Source organism: Streptomyces sp. NK08204 (assembly GCF_020400585.1).
Lineage (GTDB): Bacteria > Actinomycetota > Actinomycetes > Streptomycetales > Streptomycetaceae > Streptomyces.
Genome location: NZ_JAINVF010000035.1, coordinates 1 through 18,134 on the forward strand (window position 1 = coordinate 1; position 18,134 = coordinate 18,134).

12 protein-coding genes, 1 tRNA gene, 1 pseudogene and 1 riboswitch are annotated in these 18,134 nt (G+C 70.6%); of the genes and pseudogenes, 12 read left to right on the top strand and 2 right to left on the bottom strand.

Features of this window, described 5'->3' with window-relative positions; genetic code table 11:
- The first annotated feature begins 177 nt into the window (after window positions 1-177).
- The 11 genes and pseudogenes from K7G59_RS31815 (at window position 178) to K7G59_RS31865 (ending at window position 14,222) form a co-directional block, all read left to right on the top strand.
- On the top strand, window positions 178-1,170 hold the full coding sequence (locus K7G59_RS31815) for a nucleoside triphosphate pyrophosphohydrolase (RefSeq protein WP_225840157.1): 993 nt from the start codon (window positions 178-180) through the stop codon (window positions 1,168-1,170).
- Between the two features lie 42 nt (window positions 1,171-1,212).
- Window positions 1,213-3,453: a tetratricopeptide repeat protein gene (locus K7G59_RS31820; protein WP_225840158.1), complete on the top strand. Its 2,241-nt coding sequence runs from the start codon at window positions 1,213-1,215 to the stop codon at window positions 3,451-3,453.
- Window positions 3,450-4,763, top strand: coding sequence for a cytochrome P450 (locus K7G59_RS31825; RefSeq protein WP_225840159.1), 1,314 nt, complete (start codon window positions 3,450-3,452; stop codon window positions 4,761-4,763). Before K7G59_RS31820 ends, K7G59_RS31825 begins: the two co-directional genes overlap by 4 nt.
- Window positions 4,764-4,932: 169 nt before the next feature.
- Window positions 4,933-6,048 (top strand): transglycosylase family protein, encoded by a 1,116-nt coding sequence (locus K7G59_RS35465; protein WP_225840160.1) that lies wholly within the window; start codon window positions 4,933-4,935, stop codon window positions 6,046-6,048.
- 183 nt (window positions 6,049-6,231) lie between these two features.
- Window positions 6,232-6,401, top strand: a riboswitch (cyclic di-AMP (ydaO/yuaA leader).
- 4 nt (window positions 6,402-6,405) lie between these two features.
- On the top strand, window positions 6,406-7,098 hold the full coding sequence (locus K7G59_RS31835; protein ID WP_225840161.1) for a transglycosylase family protein: 693 nt from the start codon (window positions 6,406-6,408) through the stop codon (window positions 7,096-7,098).
- A 282-nt stretch (window positions 7,099-7,380) separates the two neighbouring features.
- Entirely contained in the window at window positions 7,381-8,688 is a 1,308-nt protein-coding gene (gene eno, locus K7G59_RS31840) for a phosphopyruvate hydratase (RefSeq protein WP_225840162.1), read from the top strand.
- Between the two features lie 140 nt (window positions 8,689-8,828).
- Window positions 8,829-9,305: a septum formation initiator family protein gene (locus tag K7G59_RS31845; RefSeq protein ID WP_225840163.1), complete on the top strand. Its 477-nt coding sequence runs from the start codon at window positions 8,829-8,831 to the stop codon at window positions 9,303-9,305.
- 28 nt (window positions 9,306-9,333) lie between these two features.
- Window positions 9,334-9,735, top strand: a pseudogene (locus tag K7G59_RS31850) (DUF501 domain-containing protein); the annotation flags it as partial.
- Between the two features lie 264 nt (window positions 9,736-9,999).
- The gene (locus tag K7G59_RS31855; RefSeq protein WP_225840201.1) at window positions 10,000-10,896 is read left to right on the top strand and encodes a Ppx/GppA phosphatase family protein; all 897 of its coding nucleotides are present in this window, start codon (window positions 10,000-10,002) and stop codon (window positions 10,894-10,896) included.
- A gap of 467 nt (window positions 10,897-11,363) precedes the next feature.
- Window positions 11,364-12,746: an NAD(P)/FAD-dependent oxidoreductase gene (locus tag K7G59_RS31860; RefSeq protein ID WP_225840164.1), complete on the top strand. Its 1,383-nt coding sequence runs from the start codon at window positions 11,364-11,366 to the stop codon at window positions 12,744-12,746.
- A 177-nt stretch (window positions 12,747-12,923) separates the two neighbouring features.
- Window positions 12,924-14,222: a cyclopropane-fatty-acyl-phospholipid synthase family protein gene (locus K7G59_RS31865; RefSeq protein ID WP_225840165.1), complete on the top strand. Its 1,299-nt coding sequence runs from the start codon at window positions 12,924-12,926 to the stop codon at window positions 14,220-14,222.
- 49 nt (window positions 14,223-14,271) lie between these two features.
- Here K7G59_RS31865 and K7G59_RS31870 read toward each other — a convergent pair whose 3' ends face one another.
- Window positions 14,272-16,800 (bottom strand): ABC transporter permease, encoded by a 2,529-nt coding sequence (locus K7G59_RS31870; protein ID WP_225840166.1) that lies wholly within the window; start codon window positions 16,798-16,800, stop codon window positions 14,272-14,274.
- The gene (locus tag K7G59_RS31875) at window positions 16,800-17,570 is read right to left on the bottom strand and encodes an ABC transporter ATP-binding protein (protein WP_225840167.1); all 771 of its coding nucleotides are present in this window, start codon (window positions 17,568-17,570) and stop codon (window positions 16,800-16,802) included. The genes K7G59_RS31870 and K7G59_RS31875 overlap by 1 nt, the downstream gene beginning before the upstream one ends.
- A gap of 447 nt (window positions 17,571-18,017) precedes the next feature.
- On the opposite strand from K7G59_RS31875, the gene K7G59_RS31880 reads away from it, so the two are divergent.
- Window positions 18,018-18,101: transfer RNA gene (locus K7G59_RS31880), tRNA-Leu, on the top strand.
- Window positions 18,102-18,134: the final 33 nt, after the last annotated feature.

Sequence of the window (18,134 nt, forward strand, 5' to 3'; positions counted from 1 at the left end):
GTACAGGTACAGGGACGGGACAGGCACGGGAGAGGGACGGGAGAGGGACAGGGACAGGGGGACGGAGAGGGACGGGGGGACGGAGAGGGACAGGCCACCGGTCATACGGTCACGGGAATCGGTGGCCCCTGTGGACAACCAAGTCGCTCCCTCCGCGCCGTGGGTTACGTTCGGACCGTGAACGCAATCAGCCCCGAAGCCCCCGGCCCCGACGCCGCCCCCGGCCGAGTCGTCCTGCTCACCACCAGCCACCGTGTCGCACCCGGCCTGCTGTCGTGGCCCGCCTGGCAGGCGCTGCGCGCCGCGGACACCGTGCTGTGCGCGGACGGCGCGCATCCGCAGCTGCCGTATCTGCGCGAGGCCGGGATAGACGTGGCGGAGGCGTCCCCGACCGCGCAGGAGCTGGTCGACGCCTGCGCCGGCGGGCGGACCGCGGTGGTCGTGGCCACCGGTGAGGGCGAGCCGGCCCTCACCGACGGCCTCGCCCGCCTCGCCGGCTCCGGCCGTGTCCGGATGCCGGAGCTGGAGCTCCTGCCTGCCTCCTACGACCTGCCCGGCGCCCGCCTCCTCGACCTCGTGCAGGTCATGGACCGCATCCGCGCCGAGTGCCCCTGGTCGTCTCGGCAGACCCACGAGGGCCTGGCGAAGTACGGCATCGAGGAGGCGTACGAACTGGTCGAGGCCATCGAGGCCGGCGACCGCGACGAACTGCGGGAGGAGCTGGGTGACGTCCTGCTCCAGGTCGTCTTCCATTCCCGCATCGCCGAGGAGGACCCGGACGCGCCGTTCTCCGTCGACGACGTGGCCGGCGGCATCGTCGCCAAGCTGATCCACCGCCACCCGCACGTCTTCGGCGACGAGAAGGCGGAGACACCGGAGGACGTCAAGGAGCACTGGCTGCGCACCAAGGCCGAGGAGAAGCGCCGCTCCTCCGTGACCGAGGGCGTCCCCCTCGGCCAGCCCGGCCTCGCCCTCGCCGCCAAGCTCGCCTCCCGCGTCCGCACGGCGGGCCTGGACGTGCCCCTGCCGAGCGGTGCGGGCATCGGCTACGAACTGCTGGAACTCGCGGTCCGCGCCGAGGCGGACGGCGTCGATCCGGAGGCTGCGCTGCGGGCGGCGGCCCGCGTGTACCGGGACGCGATACGGGCTGCTGAGGGCCTGCCTGCTTGATACCGTTGCTCCAACGGGCGGGTGCGAGGTGTGGGGGCCGGTGTGGCGACGGACTTGCTGGACCTGAGCAATGCGCTCCTGCGCGTGGCCGGCTACTCGGCGACCACATCGGTGCGGGTCAGGGAACTGCTGATGAGGTCCGGCGACGTCGACGCCGCAGCCCGCTGGCACAAGCTGGGGCCAGAGGCGAGGATCGCTCTCCTGGAGAAGCTGCGCACCGGCGACCGGGAGGCGTTCATCGAACTGGTGGCCATCGCGACCATGTCCCTCCCCCCGTCGACGCCACAGCCGCAGAACGTCGCCGGCGCGGCCGGCAGGGTCGAACACCTTGCCCGCACGAGTGACCACGTCGACTTCCGCGCCGGCACCTTCCAGGCCCCGGTCGTGGGAGTGCAGCACAACCACTACGGCGGCGTCGCCGCACCCGCGGAGTGGAGGCCGATCGACCAGGTGGGGCCGTTCGCGTTCGGCGTGCACCCGACCCGGCTGGTGCCGGGGCTGCCCGACGTGCCGCCGTACGTGACGCGTGACCGCGACGAGGACCTGTGCGCACAGCTCGCCCGTCCCGGCCTCGTGCTGATCCTGGGCGAACCGTACGCGGGCAAGTCGTACACCGCGTGGCACGGCGTGCGCTTACGGGAGGACCACCGGCTGTACACGCCGTACCCGGGCGAAGACCTGCGCCCCCTGGTCGCCGCCCTGCGGGACGACCCCGGCATCTACGTCATCTGGCTGGACGAGCTGGCCGAGCACCTGGGGACGGGCGGGCTGAACCTGCGGCTGCTGGGGCGGCTCAACGAACTCGGGGCGGTCGTGCTCGCCACGATGACCCCCAGCGAGTACTACCGGCGCCGCGCCGGGACCGCCTCCGGCGACCGGGTCGTCGCCGCGGCCCGCACGGTGGTGCTGGAGCGGGAGTGGAGCGAGTCCGAGCTGCAACGGCTGGCGGCGGACGACGACCCGCGCGCGTACCCGGCGTACATGTGGAGCGGCCGGGAGGGGGCGGCCTCCTACTTCGCGGTCGGGCACCTGCTGTTCGACGAGTGGCAGCGGGAGGGTACGCGGCAGGCTCACCCGCGCGGGCAACTGCTGGTCCGGGCGGCGGTCGACCTCGCCCGGTGCGGGGTCACGGGGGCGGTGCCGGCCCATCTGATCAAGAGTGTCCACGAGCGGTACACAGGGGAGGAGACGGAGAAGGGGGAGTCCTTCGAGGACGCGTTCGCCTGGGCGACGGCGCCGATGTTCGGGGTGTCGGGACTGCTCGTGGCGGGCGACGAGCGCGACACCTGGCGGGCGTACGGGGCACTGGTCGCCGAGGCGCTGGGATCGGGGGACCTGGAGCCGGTACCGGACGAGGTGTGGTGGACGCTGCTGGACGCGGCAGCGCTGGGGGAGCCGCTGGACCGCGAGGCGGTTCTCGGCGCGGCCCACGCGGCGCTGCGTTCGCGGATCGAGGCCGGGGACGTGGAGGCGACATTCAGCCTCGCGGTCCGCACCGAGGGCGACGAAGGCGTGTCCTTGCTGCGCCGAGCGGCCGACGCGGGACACGGCCCGGCGGCGGCGGACGTGGCGGAGATCCTGCTGGAGGAAGGCAAGGAGCAGGAGGCGCTCCCTTATCTGGAGATCGCCGCCGAGAGCGGGGACTCCTGGGCCGTACTGCACCTCGCGCGGATGCACCGCAGCCAGGCCGAGCGCTGGCTGCGGGCGGCCGCGGAGGCGGGAAACGGGGCGGCGGCGCATGAGCTGGGCGACATGGTGGTGGGGTCGGGACGCGAGGACGAGGCGTTCCACTGGTACCTGAAGGCCGTGGCTGCGGGGCACCACCAGGTCGCGGGGAGCCTCGGCGTCCTGCTGAGCAACTGGGCCGTACCGGAGGCGGAGAAGTGGCTTCGCTACGGGATGGAATGGGGTGACGTGCGCGCCGCCAACAGTCTCGGCGTCTTCCTCAGCAACGTGAAGCACGACGACGAGGCCGAGACCGAGCCCGTCTTCCGCCAGGCGGCGGAGGGCGGCAACCCGTCCGCGGCGGTCAACCTCGGCCTGGAACTGGAGGATCTGGGCCGGGAGGAGGAGGCGCTGACCTGGTACCGCAAGGGTCATGAGCGAGGTGCCGCGTACGCCGAGCTGCGCATAGCCGAGCTGCTGATGAAAGAGGGCAAGAACGAGGAGGCCGCGGACTGGTTCCGTAGGGCGGCTGCCGTAGACCCGCAAGGCATCCCCGAATCCTTCCCCCCGCCACCCGGCCGCGCCCACGCCCCCGAGCCGGATACCGTCAAGGAGTGACCGACCAGCCCGACCCACGCCACGAACCCGGCGCTCCCACCCCCGCCCCTGAACTCTTCACCTGGGAGTTCGCCGCCGATCCGTACCCGGCCTACGCCTGGCTGCGGGAGCATGCCCCCGTGCACCGGACGAGGCTGCCCAGCGGGGTGGAGGCATGGCTGGTGACCCGGTACGCCGATGCCCGGCAGGCGCTCGCCGACCAGCGGCTGAGCAAGAACCCGGCGCATCACGACGAGCCCGCGCACGCCAAGGGCAAGACCGGCATCCCCGGTGAGCGCAAGGCCGAGCTGATGACGCATCTGCTGAACATCGACCCGCCGGACCACACCCGGCTGCGCCGGCTCGTCAGCAAGGCGTTCACGCCGCGCCGGGTCGCCGAGTTCGCGCCCCGGGTGCAGGAACTCACCGACCAGCTCATCGACCGGTTCGCGGCGCAGGGCTGCGCCGACCTCATCCACGACTTCGCCTTCCCGCTCCCCATCTACGCCATCTGCGACATGCTCGGCGTCCCGCGAGAGGACCAGGACGACTTCCGGGACTGGGCGGGCATGATGATCCGGCACGGGGGAGGGCCCCGGGGCGGTGTCGCCCGGTCGGTGAAGAAGATGCGGGGCTATCTCGCCGAGCTGATCCATCGGAAACGGGCCGCGCTGCCCGCCGAGCCCACCCCCGGCGAGGACCTGATCTCGGGCCTGATCCGCGCCTCCGACCATGGCGAGCACCTCACCGAGAACGAGGCTGCCGCCATGGCCTTCATCCTGCTCTTCGCCGGTTTCGAGACGACCGTCAACCTCATCGGCAACGGCACCTACGCCCTGCTCACCCACCCAGGACAGCGGCAGCGGTTCCAGCAGTCCCTCGCCGCCGGGGAACGGGACCTGCTGGAGACGGGCGTGGAGGAACTGCTCCGCTACGACGGCCCGGTGGAACTGGCCACCTGGCGGTTCGCCACCCGGCCGCTCACCATCGGCGGACAGGACATCGCCGCCGGGGACCCGGTGCTCGTCGTGCTCGCCGCCGCCGACCGGGACCCGGAGCGGTTCGCCGACCCCGACCGGCTGGACCTGTCCCGCCGGGACAACCAGCACCTCGGATACGGCCACGGCATCCACTACTGCCTCGGCGCACCGCTCGCCCGCCTGGAGGGCCAGACCGCGCTCGCCACCCTGTTCACCCGCCTTGCCGACCTGCGGCTCGCCGTGGATCCGGCTGAGCTGCGCTGGCGCGGCGGGCTCATCATGCGCGGACTGCGCACCCTGCCGGTCCAGTTCAGCCCCGTCCCTGACAGAGCCCATGACAGCACCGTGTGAACGAACCGGTACGACAAGCAATCTGACGGATCATCAACTATGTGATCTGCGCGTGATCTGCGCGGCATGAACTTGTGATGAGTGATCGTATGCGGATACGTTCACCCCTCAGTGTGGCGCCCAGCAACACCTGCCACGCCGGTCCTGCTGTCGCACGAAAGGCTTCCGCATGCTCTCCGGGAACGGTCGTCACCGACGCCCCCGTCAAGCTCCGGCCCTCCTCGTCGCGGCCGGAGTGACCGGCTCCGCCATCGCCATCCCCCTCCTCGGCGCGGCGAGCGCCAACGCGGCCGACGGCACCACGTGGGACAAGGTGGCCGAGTGCGAGAGCGGCGGCTCCTGGAGTGCGGACCCCGGCAGCGGGTACTACGGCGGCCTGCAGATCTCCCAGGACGACTGGGAGAAGTACGGCGGCAAGCAGTACGCCTCCAGCGCCGACCAGGCCAGCCGCTCGCAGCAGATCGCCGTCGCCGAGAAGATCCTCGCCGACCAGGGCACCACCCCCTGGGCCACCTGCGCGAGGCTCTCCGGGCTGACCGCCGAATCCGGCTCCGTGCACGTCGACACCGGCGTCGGAAACCCGTCCTCGGGTTCGGGCGCGGGCTCGCACGGCTCCGGTGCCTCCTCCGGATCCAAGGGCTCGTCCGACTCCACCGGCACTTCCGGCTCGTCCGGCCTGTCGGATTCATCGCCTTCGTCACCTTCATCGCCTTCTTCCTCGACATCCTCCTCCCCTTCGTCTCCCTCGTCCCCGTCACCTTCGTCGCCTTCGTCCGACTCCTCCTCGGGTTCGGCCGCCACGCCGTCCCCCGGCGCGAGCACGGATGCCGACTCCACGGGTTCCGGCAAGGGGATGGAAACCCCCAAGCCGGACAAGTCCGCATCATCTGACGCCCAAAACCCCCACGAAAGCGGCAGTGGCGACAGTTCGGCCACGACTGCCCCGGAAATCGACGACTCAGACAATTCCCGGCAGAACGGCGGTGTCTGGAACCTCGTCGACACCGGCTCACTGGGCGGTGGGGGGCGTCACCGCGGGGTCGGCGCGGACGAAAGCGTGACAAACGGTCAGAATGCCGCAGCGTCAGGACGTCACGCATCCCGCGCCGCGGGCAGCTACGAGGTCCGCAAGGGTGACTCCCTCAGCTCCATCGCCGACTCCCTCGACGTCGACGGCGGGTGGCACGCGCTCTACGACCACAACAAGAAGGTCATCGGCGCCGACCCGGACCACATCACTGCCGGTCAGACCCTGCAAGTCGGTGCGGAAACGGGGCAGAAGTAACGGGAGTTGGCGCCCCACTTGATAACCTAATGTCCGGTTTGGTGAAAGTGTGGGATGGGTCTCAGAAGCCCTGATCGTCTTTGAAATTCCGCCGACCGCGTGTCTACGGTCAGGACCGCTCGTCACCACGAGCCCCGGCACTCGCAACGCCGAATCCTGCCAGCGGTTGCCCGGGAACAGTCGTCGCGTCATGCGCCGTAGGCAGGAGCGGGGGACCCAAGGTAAGCGCCCCGACCGTCAGTCGAGTCGGTCGTGGGCTCGGGGTGAAGCCGTGTCCCGGAAAGGGGCACGGCCGGGCAACTCAACCGGCCCGAACCCGACAGCTCACCTCGCAGGCGTCGGTGAGGGGAACGATCCATGCTGTTCACCGGTAAGGGCAAGCACCGTCGTCCGTTCAAAGCCACCCGCGCTCTCGCGCTCGCCGGAGTCGCCGGTGCCGCTGTCGCCGCCCCGCTGATGGCGGCCGGCCACGCCTCCGCCGCCACCGCCGCCGAGTGGGACGCCGTCGCCCAGTGCGAGTCCGGTGGCAACTGGTCCATCAACACCGGCAACGGCTTCTACGGTGGACTGCAGTTCTCCGCCTCCACCTGGGCTGCCTACGGCGGCACCGCCTACGCCGCGCAGGCCAACCAGGCCACCAAGGCGCAGCAGATCGCCATCGCCGAGAAGGTCCTCGCCGCCCAGGGCAAGGGCGCCTGGCCGGTCTGTGGCACGCGCCTGTCGAACACCCCGTACAACGGCTCCGCCCCGGCGACCACCTCGTCGAAGGCCGCCGCCACCCGCTCCACCGGCCAGGCCGCCTCCCGCTCCGCCGAGCGCAAGGCCCCCGCCGCGAGCAAGAGCACGAGCAAGGCCACCGTCACCACCCCGGCCGGCAAGAAGGTCAAGAAGGGTGACGGCGAGTACAAGGTCGTCAAGGGTGACACCCTCAGCACCATCGCCGAGAAGCACGGCGTCAAGGGCGGCTGGAAGAAGCTGTTCGAGCTGAACAAGGACATCGTCAAGAACGCCGACCTGATCTACCCGGGCCAGCAGCTGCACCTCAAGTAAAGCGCGGCCCGCAGTCCCCCCGCCCCGGTGCGTGTTCCCCCGTACGCGCCGGGGCGGGGTTTTTGTCTGTCCGGCCGTCCCGCCACCCCGGCGCTTTCCCCGCTCTTCATTCGGGAATCATCCCGGACCCCCTTTGTTCCGGGCGTGAACAATGGGTACGGTTTGCCTGTCCACGGGACGGTCGGTCGGTGGCCGACGCTCCCTGGACGGTTAGGCTCTAGTCGCAAGGCACCGCCACAAGGCACACGCCCCGCACTTCCAGCGTCACATCCCAAGAAGGAGATGCTCGTGCCGTCCATCGACGTCGTCGTAGCCCGGGAAATCCTGGACTCCCGAGGCAACCCCACGGTCGAGGTCGAGGTCGGCCTCGACGACGGCAGCACGGGTCGTGCCGCCGTCCCGTCCGGCGCCTCCACCGGCGCCTTCGAGGCCGTCGAGCTGCGTGACGGCGACCCCAACCGCTACCAGGGCAAGGGTGTCGAGAAGGCCGTCCTCGCCGTCATCGAGCAGATCGGCCCGGAGCTGGTCGGCTACGACGCCACCGAGCAGCGCCTGATCGACCAGGCCATGTTCGACCTGGACGCCACCGACAACAAGGGCTCCCTCGGCGCCAACGCCATCCTCGGCGTCTCCCTGGCCGTGGCCCACGCCGCCTCCGAGGCCAGCGACCTGCCGCTCTTCCGCTACCTGGGCGGCCCGAACGCGCACCTGCTGCCGGTGCCGATGATGAACATCCTGAACGGCGGCTCGCACGCCGACTCCAACGTGGACATCCAGGAGTTCATGATCGCCCCGATCGGCGCGGAGTCCTTCTCCGAGGCCCTGCGCTGGGGCGCCGAGGTCTACCACACGCTGAAGAAGGTCCTGAAGACCAAGGGCCTGTCCACCGGCCTCGGCGACGAGGGCGGCTTCGCCCCGAACCTGCCCTCCAACCGTGAGGCCCTCGACCTCATCGTGGAGGCCATCAAGCAGGCCGGCTACATCCCCGGTGAGCAGATCGCGCTCGCGCTCGACGTCGCCGCGTCCGAGTTCTACAAGGACGGCAAGTACCTCTTCGAGGGCAAGGAGCGCTCCGCCGCCGAGATGACGGAGTACTACGAGGAGCTGGTGGCGGCCTACCCGCTGGTCTCCATCGAGGACCCGCTGTTCGAGGACGACTGGGCCGGCTGGAAGGTCATCACCGACAAGCTCGGCGACAAGGTCCAGCTGGTCGGCGACGACCTGTTCGTCACCAACCCCGAGCGCCTCGCCCGCGGTATCGAGGAGGGCACCGCCAACGCCCTGCTGGTCAAGGTGAACCAGATCGGTTCGCTGACCGAGACGCTCGACGCCGTCGAGCTGGCCCAGCGCAACGGCTACAAGTGCATGATGTCCCACCGCTCCGGCGAGACCGAGGACGTCACCATCGCCGACCTGGCCGTCGCCACCAACTGCGGCCAGATCAAGACCGGTGCCCCGGCCCGCTCCGACCGCGTCGCCAAGTACAACCAGCTGCTGCGCATCGAGGAGATCCTCGACGACGCCGCGGTGTACGCCGGCCGCAGCGCGTTCCCGCGCTTCAAGGGGAGCGCGGAGATCTCCAAGGGCTGACCCGACCCGGGGTGAGCCTTAGCCAGTCGTACGTACGTCCCCGTACTCGGTCCCGTACCGTGTCCGGGGACGTACGCGCGTGTGAGACGTACGCGCGGGTGAGACGTGCGTGCGTGAACGGATGAACGGGAGGCGGGGACATGGCGGTGCGGGACCGGGACCGTTTCTCCACCGCGACCAGGCTGCGCCTGCTCGGCGAGCAGACCGCGGCCCGGGTCTACCGCTCCCAGACCAGGCGGCAGGCCCGCCGCTCCCGGCTCACCGGCCGGGCGGCCCTGCTCGCCCTGGTGCTGTGCTCGCTGATCGTCGCCCTGGCCTACCCGATGCGCCAGTACGTCTCCCAGCGTGCCGAGATCGCCGACCTCCAGCGGCAGCAGGAGCAGGCCCGCCGACGCGTGGAGCAGCTGCGCGACCTCAAGGCGCGCTGGCAGGACGACGCCTACGCCGAGCAGCAGATCCGCCGCCGGCTGCACTATGTGATGCCCGGGGAGACCGGGTACGTGGTCATCGACCCCGGCGCGGCCAAGCAGTCCCGCGCCGCCTTCGGGGCCGCCCGCCGGCCCTGGTACGCGAACGTCTGGGACGGCGTCGACAAGTCCGACGCCTCCGATCAGTGAACCGACAGAAAGCCTTCGACAAGCAGCCATGGAAACGCCTCCGCCGCCCACCCCGCGCACCGAGCCCACCGACGCCGACGTAGCGGCCTTCCAGCAGCAGTTGGGCCGCCCGCCGAGGGGCCTGCGGGCCATCGCGCACCGCTGCCCCTGCGGCCAGCCGGATGTCGTGGAGACGGCACCCCGGCTGCCCGACGGCACGCCGTTCCCGACGACGTACTACCTGACGTGCCCGCGCGCCGCCTCCGCGATCGGCACGCTGGAGGCGAGCGGCGTCATGAAGGAGATGACCGAACGGCTCCGGACGGACCCCGAGCTGGCGGCGGCCTACCGCGCGGCGCACGAGGACTACATCCGGCGCCGGGACGAGATCGAGGTCCTGCAGGGCTTCCCGAGCGCGGGCGGCATGCCGGACCGCGTGAAGTGCCTGCACGTCCTCGTGGCCCACTCGCTGGCCGCCGGGCCGGGTGTCAACCCGCTCGGCGACGAGGCGATCGCGATGCTGCCGCAGTGGTGGAGCAAGGGCCCGTGCGTGCAGCCGCTCGTGACGCCCGACCCGGGGGACGAGCACCCGGGCGAGGAGGGCGCCGTCTTCGACCCCGCCGAGGTCCGCAGCGGCTTCTTCGCGCAGCGGCCGCTCGTTCCCGAGGGGTTCTCCCGGGTCGCGGCCGTCGACTGCGGCACCAACTCCGTCCGGTTGCTCGTCGCGGACGTGAACCCGGCCACCGGTGAACTGCTGGAGCTGGACCGGCGCATGACGATCGTTCGGCTCGGCCAGGACGTGGACCGCACCGGCCGGCTGGCCCCCGAGGCGCTGGAGCGGACCTTCGCGGCATGCCGCGAGTACGCGGACGTCATCCGCGAACTCGGCGCCACCAAGGTGCGTTTCGTGGCCACCTCCGCCTCCCGGGACGCGGAGAACCGGGACGACTTCGTGCGCGGTGTCGTGGACATCCTCGGTGTCGAGCCGGAGGTCATCTCCGGTGAGCAGGAGGCCGAGTTCTCCTTCACGGGAGCGACCAGGGAGCTCGCCGGCCGTGAGGACCTCACCAGGCCCTACCTCGTCGTGGACATCGGTGGCGGCTCGACCGAGTTCGTCGTCGGCGACGACCAGGTGCGGGCCGCCCGCTCCGTGGACGTCGGCTGCGTGCGCATGACCGAACGGCACCTGGTGCGGGACGGCAAGGTGAGCGACCCGCCCACCGCGGAGGAGATCGCCGCGATGCGGGCCGACATCGAGGCCGCCCTGGACCTGGCCGGGGACACGGTCCCGCTGCGCGAGGCGCGCACCCTGGTGGGCCTGGCCGGCTCGGTCACCACGGTGTCCGCGATCGCCCAGGACCTGCCCGAGTACGACTCCGCGCGCATCCACCACTCCCGCATCTCCCGGGAACGCGTCCGCGAGATCACCGAGTGGCTGCTGCGCTCCACGCACGCCGAGCGCGCGACCGTCCCGTCCATGCACCCGGGCCGCGTCGACGTCATCGGCGCCGGCGCCCTCGTCCTGCTCGCGATCATGGAGCGGACCGGGGCCGAGGAGGTCGTCGTCAGCGAGCACGACATCCTCGACGGCATCGCGTGGTCGGTGGCCTAGCCGACACGGGGCTGGTGGCGTAGCTCTCTTTTGTTACTCGCCAGTAGCAGCCGACTGAGCAGGTCGGATAACGTCTGAGCGGGCTGAGGGGCCCTTCAGGGGCCCCTCGGTGACGGTCGGTCGGAAACCTTCGTGAAGTTCTTCACAAGGATTGGGGTCAAGTAGGGCCCCGAAAGCGGGCCGGTTGGCCCTTCCGGGGCCTCCAGACTCGTTTGAACATGTTCAGATGATGGCCGAAAAAGAGACGTGAACGCGACTGCTCCAGGCGTGTTGCGGGGCGCTCACAACGTCCCCGAACCCCCAGAGAGGCAGCTCACGCGGCCTTGACATCGGGTCAGACCACCCGCGGATTCCCGCCCGCGCGCATGATCCGCGTCACGTGGGCCGCGGATGTTAACACAGGCCCTGTAGGAGCTTGTGAAGGGGCGCACGAGCACCCCTCCCTGAGCGGGTGGATACTCGATGGCATGAGCACCACGGAGCGTCCCAGGATCCTCGTAGTAGGCGGTGGGTACGTAGGCCTGTACGCAGCTCGGCGCATCCTGAAGAAGATGCGCTACGGAGAGGCGACCGTCACGGTCGTCGACCCCCGGTCGTACATGACCTACCAGCCCTTCCTCCCCGAAGCCGCCGCCGGCAACATCTCCCCTCGCCACGTCGTCGTCCCGCTGCGGCGCGTGCTGCCGAAGGCGGAGGTCCTCACCGGCCGGGTCACCACCATCGACCAGGACCGCAAGGTCGCCACGATCGCCCCGCTGGTGGGCGAGGCCTACGAGCTGCCCTTCGACTACCTGGTCATCGCGCTGGGCGCGGTCTCCCGCACCTTCCCGATCCCCGGCCTCGCCGAGCAGGGCATCGGCATGAAGGGCATCGAGGAGTCCATCGGCCTGCGCAACCACGTCCTGGAGCAGCTGGACAAGGCCGACTCCACGACCGACGAGGAGATCCGCCGCAAGGCGCTCACCTTCGTCTTCATCGGCGGCGGCTTCGCGGGCGCGGAGACCATCGGTGAGGTCGAGGACATGGCCCGGGACGCGGCCAAGTACTACAAGAACGTGTCCCGTGAGGACATGCGCTTCATCCTCGTCGACGCCGCAGACAAGATCCTGCCCGAGGTCGGCCCCAAGCTCGGCCAGTACGGCAAGGAGCACCTGGAGAGCCGGGGCGTGGAGATCTACCTCTCCACCTCCATGGACTCCTGCGTCGACGGCCACGTCGTGCTGAAGAACGGCCTGGAGGTCGACTCCAACACGATCGTGTGGACCGCCGGCGTCAAGCCGAACCCGGCGCTCGCCCGCTTCGGTCTCCCGCTCGGCCCGCGCGGCCACGTGGACACCGCGCCCACCCTCCAGGTGCAGGGCACGGACTACATCTGGGCCGCCGGTGACAACGCCCAGATCCCGGACCTCGTCGGCCGCAAGGCGGGCAACGAGAACGCCTGGTGCCCGCCGAACGCCCAGCACGCGCTGCGCCAGGCCAAGGTCCTCGGCGACAACGTGATCTCCGGCATGCGGGGCTTCCCGCAGAAGGAGTACGAGCACGCCAACAAGGGTGCGGTGGCCGGTCTCGGCCTGCACAAGGGCGTCGCGATGATCGTCGTCGGCAAGATGAAGATCAAGCTCAAGGGCCGTCTCGCCTGGTACATGCACCGTGGCTACCACGGTCTGGCGATGCCGACCTGGAACCGCAAGATCCGCATCTTCGCGGACTGGACGCTCGGTATGTTCCTCAAGCGCGAGGTCGTGTCGCTGGGCGCCATGGAGAACCCCCGCGAGGAGTTCTACGAGGCCGCCAAGCCGGCGCCGGTCGCCGCCGCGCCCAAGACCGAGGAGAAGGCCAAGGCCTCCTGACCTGACGGTCACCGATCCACCCGAAGGACCCCCCGCTATCCGTGGTGCGGGGGGTCCTCGGCGTTTCCCGGCACGGGTGTTCGCACGGCCGTGACTCCTTTGCGGGACTGTGCCGGGCGGTCGTGGGTGTTTACGTAGGAACGGACATCCCGGATCGCCGTCTTGGAGGTGTGCGCCATGACCGACGCCGCGTCGCGGCTGTGCAGGCTTGCCGAGCAACTGCTGGGAGTGCCGCTTCCGGTGCGCGTGCGGGCGTGGGACGGCTCGCAGGCCGGGCCGCCGGACGCGCCGGTGCTCGTCCTGCGCAACCGGCGCGCCCTGCGCCGCATGATGTTCAAGCCGGGTGAACTGGGCCTCGCCCGCGCCTGGGTCTCCGGCGATCTGGACATCGAGGGGGACCTGTACACCTTGCTCGACGCCATCTCAGGACTGGTGTGGGAGCGCGGGGAGGACACCCGTGGCCTCGTGCAGGCGCTGCGCGACCCGGACGTCCGGTCCGCCGTGCCCGAGCTGCTGAAGCTCACCGGGCCGCCCGTCCCGCCCGCCCCGCCCCGCGAGGAGGTGCGCCGGCGCCGGCATCTGCACACCCGGCACAGCGACAAGCGGGCCATCAGCCACCACTACGACGTCGGCAACGACTTCTACGAGATCGTCCTCGGCCCGTCGATGGTCTACTCGTGCGCATACTGGGGGGCCGTCGAAAACGGCGACACCCTGGAGTCCGCCCAGCGTGACAAGCTCGAACTGATCTGCCGCAAGCTCGGACTGACCCCCGGTCAGCGACTGCTGGACGTCGGCTGCGGCTGGGGCTCCCTGGCCATCCACGCCGCCCGTGAGCACGGCGCCACCGTCGTCGGCGTCACCCTGTCGCAGGAGCAGGCCGGCTACGCCCGCAAGCGGGTCGCCGACGAGGGGCTGACCGACCGGGTGGAGATCAGGGTGCAGGACTACCGGGACGTCGCGGACGGCCCCTACGACGCGATCGCCTCCGTCGGCATGGCCGAACACGTCGGCGCCGAGCGCTACCTGGCGTACGCGAGCGACCTCCACGCCCTGCTGGGACCGGGCGGACGGCTGCTCAACCACCAGATCGCCCGCCGGCCGCAGCGCGACGAGTCGTCCTACCGGGTGGACGAGTTCATCGACGCCTACGTCTTCCCCGACGGCGAACTCGCCCCCCTCGGCACCACCGTCACCCAACTCGAGCGCGCCGGGTTCGAGGTGCGGGACGTGGAGTCCCTGCGCGAGCACTACGCCCGCACCCTGCGCCAGTGGGTCGCCAACCTGGAGGGCGACTGGGACCGCGTGGTCCGCCTCACCAGCCCCGGCCGGGCCCGTGTCTGGCGCGTGTACATGGCGGCCTGCGCGCTCGCCTTCGAACGCAACCGGCTCGGCGTCAACCAGGTGCTGGCCGTCCGCGCCCCCGCCTCGGGCGCCTCCGGGCTGCCGCTGCGCCCGCGCACCTGGAACGGCTGAAGGAACGACGAGGGGCCCCGCGCCGGCCGGGCCCCTCGTGCGCCGCACGCTACTCGGCCTTGATCGCCGCGAGCATGTTGAGACGGGACGCCCGGCGGGCCGGCCACAGGGCGGCCAGGACGCCGACCCCGCCCGCCAGCAGCAGGAAGACCGCGATACGGGCCCAGGGCAGGACCAGTTCGTACGTCGGCATCCTCGTCCCCAGCAGCTCACCGGCCGCCCAGCCGAAGAACACGCCGAGCCCGATGCCCAGCACCCCGCCGAACAGGGAGATCACCAGGGACTCCAGACGGACCATCCGCTTGACCGAGGCGCGGTCCAGGCCGATCGCACGGAGCATGCCGATCTCCTGCGAGCGTTCGACCACCGACATGGCCAGGGTGTTGATGACGCCGAGGACCGCGACGATCACCGCCATGCCGAGTAGGCCGTAGACCATGTTCAGCATCATCGTGAACATCTTGGCGATGTCGTGGGAGACGTCCTTCTTGTCCTGGACCTTGATCGCCGGGTTGGAGCCGAGGGTCCTCTCCAGCCCGTCCTTGGCCGCGCCCGACGCGCCGTGCGCCATCCTGACCATGACCCGGATGTCGGCGGGGTCCTTCAGGTGCGGGGTGAGGACCTTGCTGTCGAGCATGATCCCGTTGATCAGGCGGTTGCCCTGGTAGACACCCGCGACCGTCAGCGTGCGGGCACTTCCGTCCTCGAAGTGCGCGGTGAAGCGTGAACCGGCCCGCCAGCCGTGCTCCTCGGCCCTGTCCTCGTCGACGACGACCCGCGAACCGCCCACGGTGAACGAGCCGTCGGTCACCTTCAGGTCCGTCAGCTCGCCGATCGTGGAGCCGTCGACGCCGGTCAGATCCTCCGTCTCGCCGTCGACGCGGGACACACCGCCCCGCAGCGGGCTGCTGGCGGTGACGCCGTCGGCGGTGGCGAGCTTCTCGGCCACGTCGGGGGAGAGGGGGGAAGCGTTGGCCATCGACACGACGTAGTCGGCGCGGATCGCCGAACTCGCCATCCTGTCGATCGACTTCTGCAGGCTGCCCGCCATCACCGTCATCCCGGTGATCAGGGTCAGGCCGATCATCAGCGCCGACGCGGTGGCCGCCGTACGGCGCGGGTTGCGCACCGAGTTCTGGCGGGCCAGCCTGCCCGAGACGCCGAACACGCGCAGCACCGGAGCCGCCGCCGCGATCAGCGGGCGGGACAGCAGCGGGGTCAGGACGAACACGCCGATGATCAGCAGGACCGCGCCCAGGCCCATCGGACCCTGGCCGTCGGTGCCGTCCATCGTCGTGCCCGCGACGACGACCGCGACTCCGGCCGCCGCGAACAGCGCGCCGATGGTGTTGCGCAGTACCAGCGACTTGGTGGTGGCCCTGGCATGCACGCTGCTCATCGCCGCCACCGGCGGAATCTTCGCGGCCCGGCGGCCCGGCAGCCATGCGGCCAGCACGGTGACGACGACGCCGACCGCGAGGGCGGCCACCACGGTGCCCGGTGTGATCACCAGCGGCCCGTCGGGCACGGTCGCGCCGAAGGAGCCCAGCAGTGAGCGCAGTCCCGCGCCGATGCCGACACCGGCGGCGAGACCGGCCGCCCCGGCGACCGTACCGACGACGAACGCCTCGATCAGCACGGACCGTGTCACCTGCCGGCGGGAGGCGCCGACCGCCCGCAGCAGGGCCAGCTCCCTGGTGCGCTGGGCGACCAGCATGGTGAAGGTGTTGGCGATGATGAAGGTCCCCACGAACAGGGCGATGCCCGCGAACACCAGCAGGGCCTTGCGCAGCCCGCTCATCCCGTCGGCGATGGCCTGCGCCTGGTCGTCGGCGAGCCGCTTGCCGGTGGTGGTCTTCACCAGGTGCGAGGGCAGCGCCCGGTCGAGCCGGGCCTTGAGCGCGGCCTGGCTCGTGCCGGCCCCGGCCCGTACGTCGATCTCGTCGTAGGTGCCCGTCTTCCCGAAGAGCCGCTGCGCGGTCGGCGTGTCGAACAGGGCGAGGGAGCCGCCCGCGGCCACGTTGCCGTCGTCGGTGGTGAAGATGCCGCTGACGGTCGGGGCGAGCACGGGGCCGTCGACGGAGAGGCGCACGGTGTCGCCGACCCGGTAGCCGGTGCGCTCCGCGGTCCTCGAGTCGATCAGCACCTCGCCCCTGCCGTGCGGGGCGTGCCCGGCGGTCAGCGGGTACCGGGCGTCCTTGGTGCCCCAGTAGTTGCCGCCCTCGGACTGCCAGCCGCCGCCGACCAGCTTGCCGTCCTTGCCGGCGATCGCGGTGAAGCCGCTGACGACACCGGTGGCGGAGGCGGCGCCCGGGACCCTGGCGGCCCGGTCGAGCAGCGCCTGGGTCAGGTCGGGCGTCCGGCCGACCCGGTTGCCCTCGGAGTCCTGGTGCCTGGCCTGGACGGCGACGTCGACCTGGTCGAAGCCCTTGGCGGAACTGTTCTGGTAGGCGTCGGAGACGGTGTTGGTGAAGACCAGGGTCCCGGAGACGAAGGCCACGCCGAGCAGGACGGCGAGCACGGTCATCAGGAGCCGGGTCTTGTGTGCGAGGACGTTGCGCAGGGCGGTGCGGAACATCAGCTGGTCCGGCCCTTCGCGTCGAACTGCTTCATCGTGTCGAGGACGGAGTCGGCCGTGGGGCCGTGCATCTCGTCGACGATCTGCCCGTCGGCCAGGAAGACGACGCGGTCGGCGTAGGCGGCGGCCACCGGGTCGTGGGTCACCATGACCACCGTCTGGCCCAGTTCCCGTACGGAGTTGCGCAGGAAGCCCAGCACCTCGGCGCCGGAGCGCGAGTCGAGGTTCCCGGTGGGCTCGTCACCGAAGATGATCTCGGGCTTGGAGGCGAGCGCGCGGGCGACGGCGACACGCTGCTGCTGGCCGCCGGAGAGCTGGGAGGGCCGGTGGCCGAGCCGCCCCGACAGGCCCACCATCTGGATGACCTGGTCCAGCCAGACCTTGTCGGCCTTACGGCCCGCGATGTCCATCGGAAGGGTGATGTTCTCCAGGGCGGTCAGCGTCGGCAGCAGGTTGAACGCCTGGAAGATGAAGCCGATCTTGTCCCGGCGCAACTTGGTGAGCTGCTTGTCCTTCAAGGACCCCAGCTCGGTGTCGCCGATCCGCACGGACCCGGAGGAGAAGGTGTCGAGGCCGGCCACGCAGTGCATCAGTGTGGACTTGCCGGAACCGGACGGTCCCATGATCGCGGTGAACTCGGCCTGCCGGAAGTCGACGGAGACCCGGTCCAGGGCGACCACCCGGGTCTCGCCCTGCCCGTAGATCTTCGACAGCTCCGTGGCGCGTGCGGCCACGGCGGTGGTCCGGCCGGCGGTGGGGGTGGTGGTCACGGGGCAGCGCTCCTGTCGGGACGACGTGGGTTCGTGGGGACTCCTCCATCGTCCCGGCGGGCCGCGCCCCTGAAGTCAGTCGCTGTTCCGGTTCCGGGGGGCGACTCGGGTCGCACGCGGCGGGCCGGTGTCATACCTGGGGAGTACGGCGGACCGGACGACGTCCGGCCTCGGGGTGGGCTGGAGGGGGCCTGGAGCAGCGCTCGTCGACTGACGGAGCGGTTGGCGCGAAACAGGTGGCACGCCCTTGTTCTGACGGTGAAATTCCGTCATTCCGTGTGCGGGCAGACCGGGGTCACACCAGGCTAACTGACAAGTACGCGTGGTGACTTCCATGGTCTGATGCACACTCAGGCATCAATAAAATAAGACAACATCGCTCCGTGCGCCCGTTGTTCGACAGGGGGCTGCCGATAGTCTCGAGCCTCGAAGCGGAGCCCGTGTACTGCCCGGATGGTGGAATGTAGACACGGCGAGCTTAAACCTCGCTGCCCCTTCGCGGGCGTGCCGGTTCGAGTCCGGCTCCGGGCACTCTCTCCTTCCGCTTCCCCTCCTCCCTGCCCC

What these genes read in the sequence shown, in the direction of transcription:
- K7G59_RS31870 (WP_225840166.1), bottom strand. Translation starts at nt 16,800, where the DNA reads ATGTTCCGCACCGCCCTGCGCAACGTCCTCGCACACAAGACCCGGCTC.
- K7G59_RS31860 (WP_225840164.1), top strand. Translation starts at nt 11,364, where the DNA reads ATGAGCACCACGGAGCGTCCCAGGATCCTCGTAGTAGGCGGTGGGTAC.
- K7G59_RS31835 (WP_225840161.1), top strand. Translation starts at nt 6,406, where the DNA reads ATGCTGTTCACCGGTAAGGGCAAGCACCGTCGTCCGTTCAAAGCCACC.
- eno (WP_225840162.1), top strand. Translation starts at nt 7,381, where the DNA reads ATGCTCGTGCCGTCCATCGACGTCGTCGTAGCCCGGGAAATCCTGGAC.
- K7G59_RS31845 (WP_225840163.1), top strand. Translation starts at nt 8,829, where the DNA reads ATGGCGGTGCGGGACCGGGACCGTTTCTCCACCGCGACCAGGCTGCGC.
- K7G59_RS31865 (WP_225840165.1), top strand. Translation starts at nt 12,924, where the DNA reads ATGACCGACGCCGCGTCGCGGCTGTGCAGGCTTGCCGAGCAACTGCTG.
- K7G59_RS35465 (WP_225840160.1), top strand. Translation starts at nt 4,933, where the DNA reads ATGCTCTCCGGGAACGGTCGTCACCGACGCCCCCGTCAAGCTCCGGCC.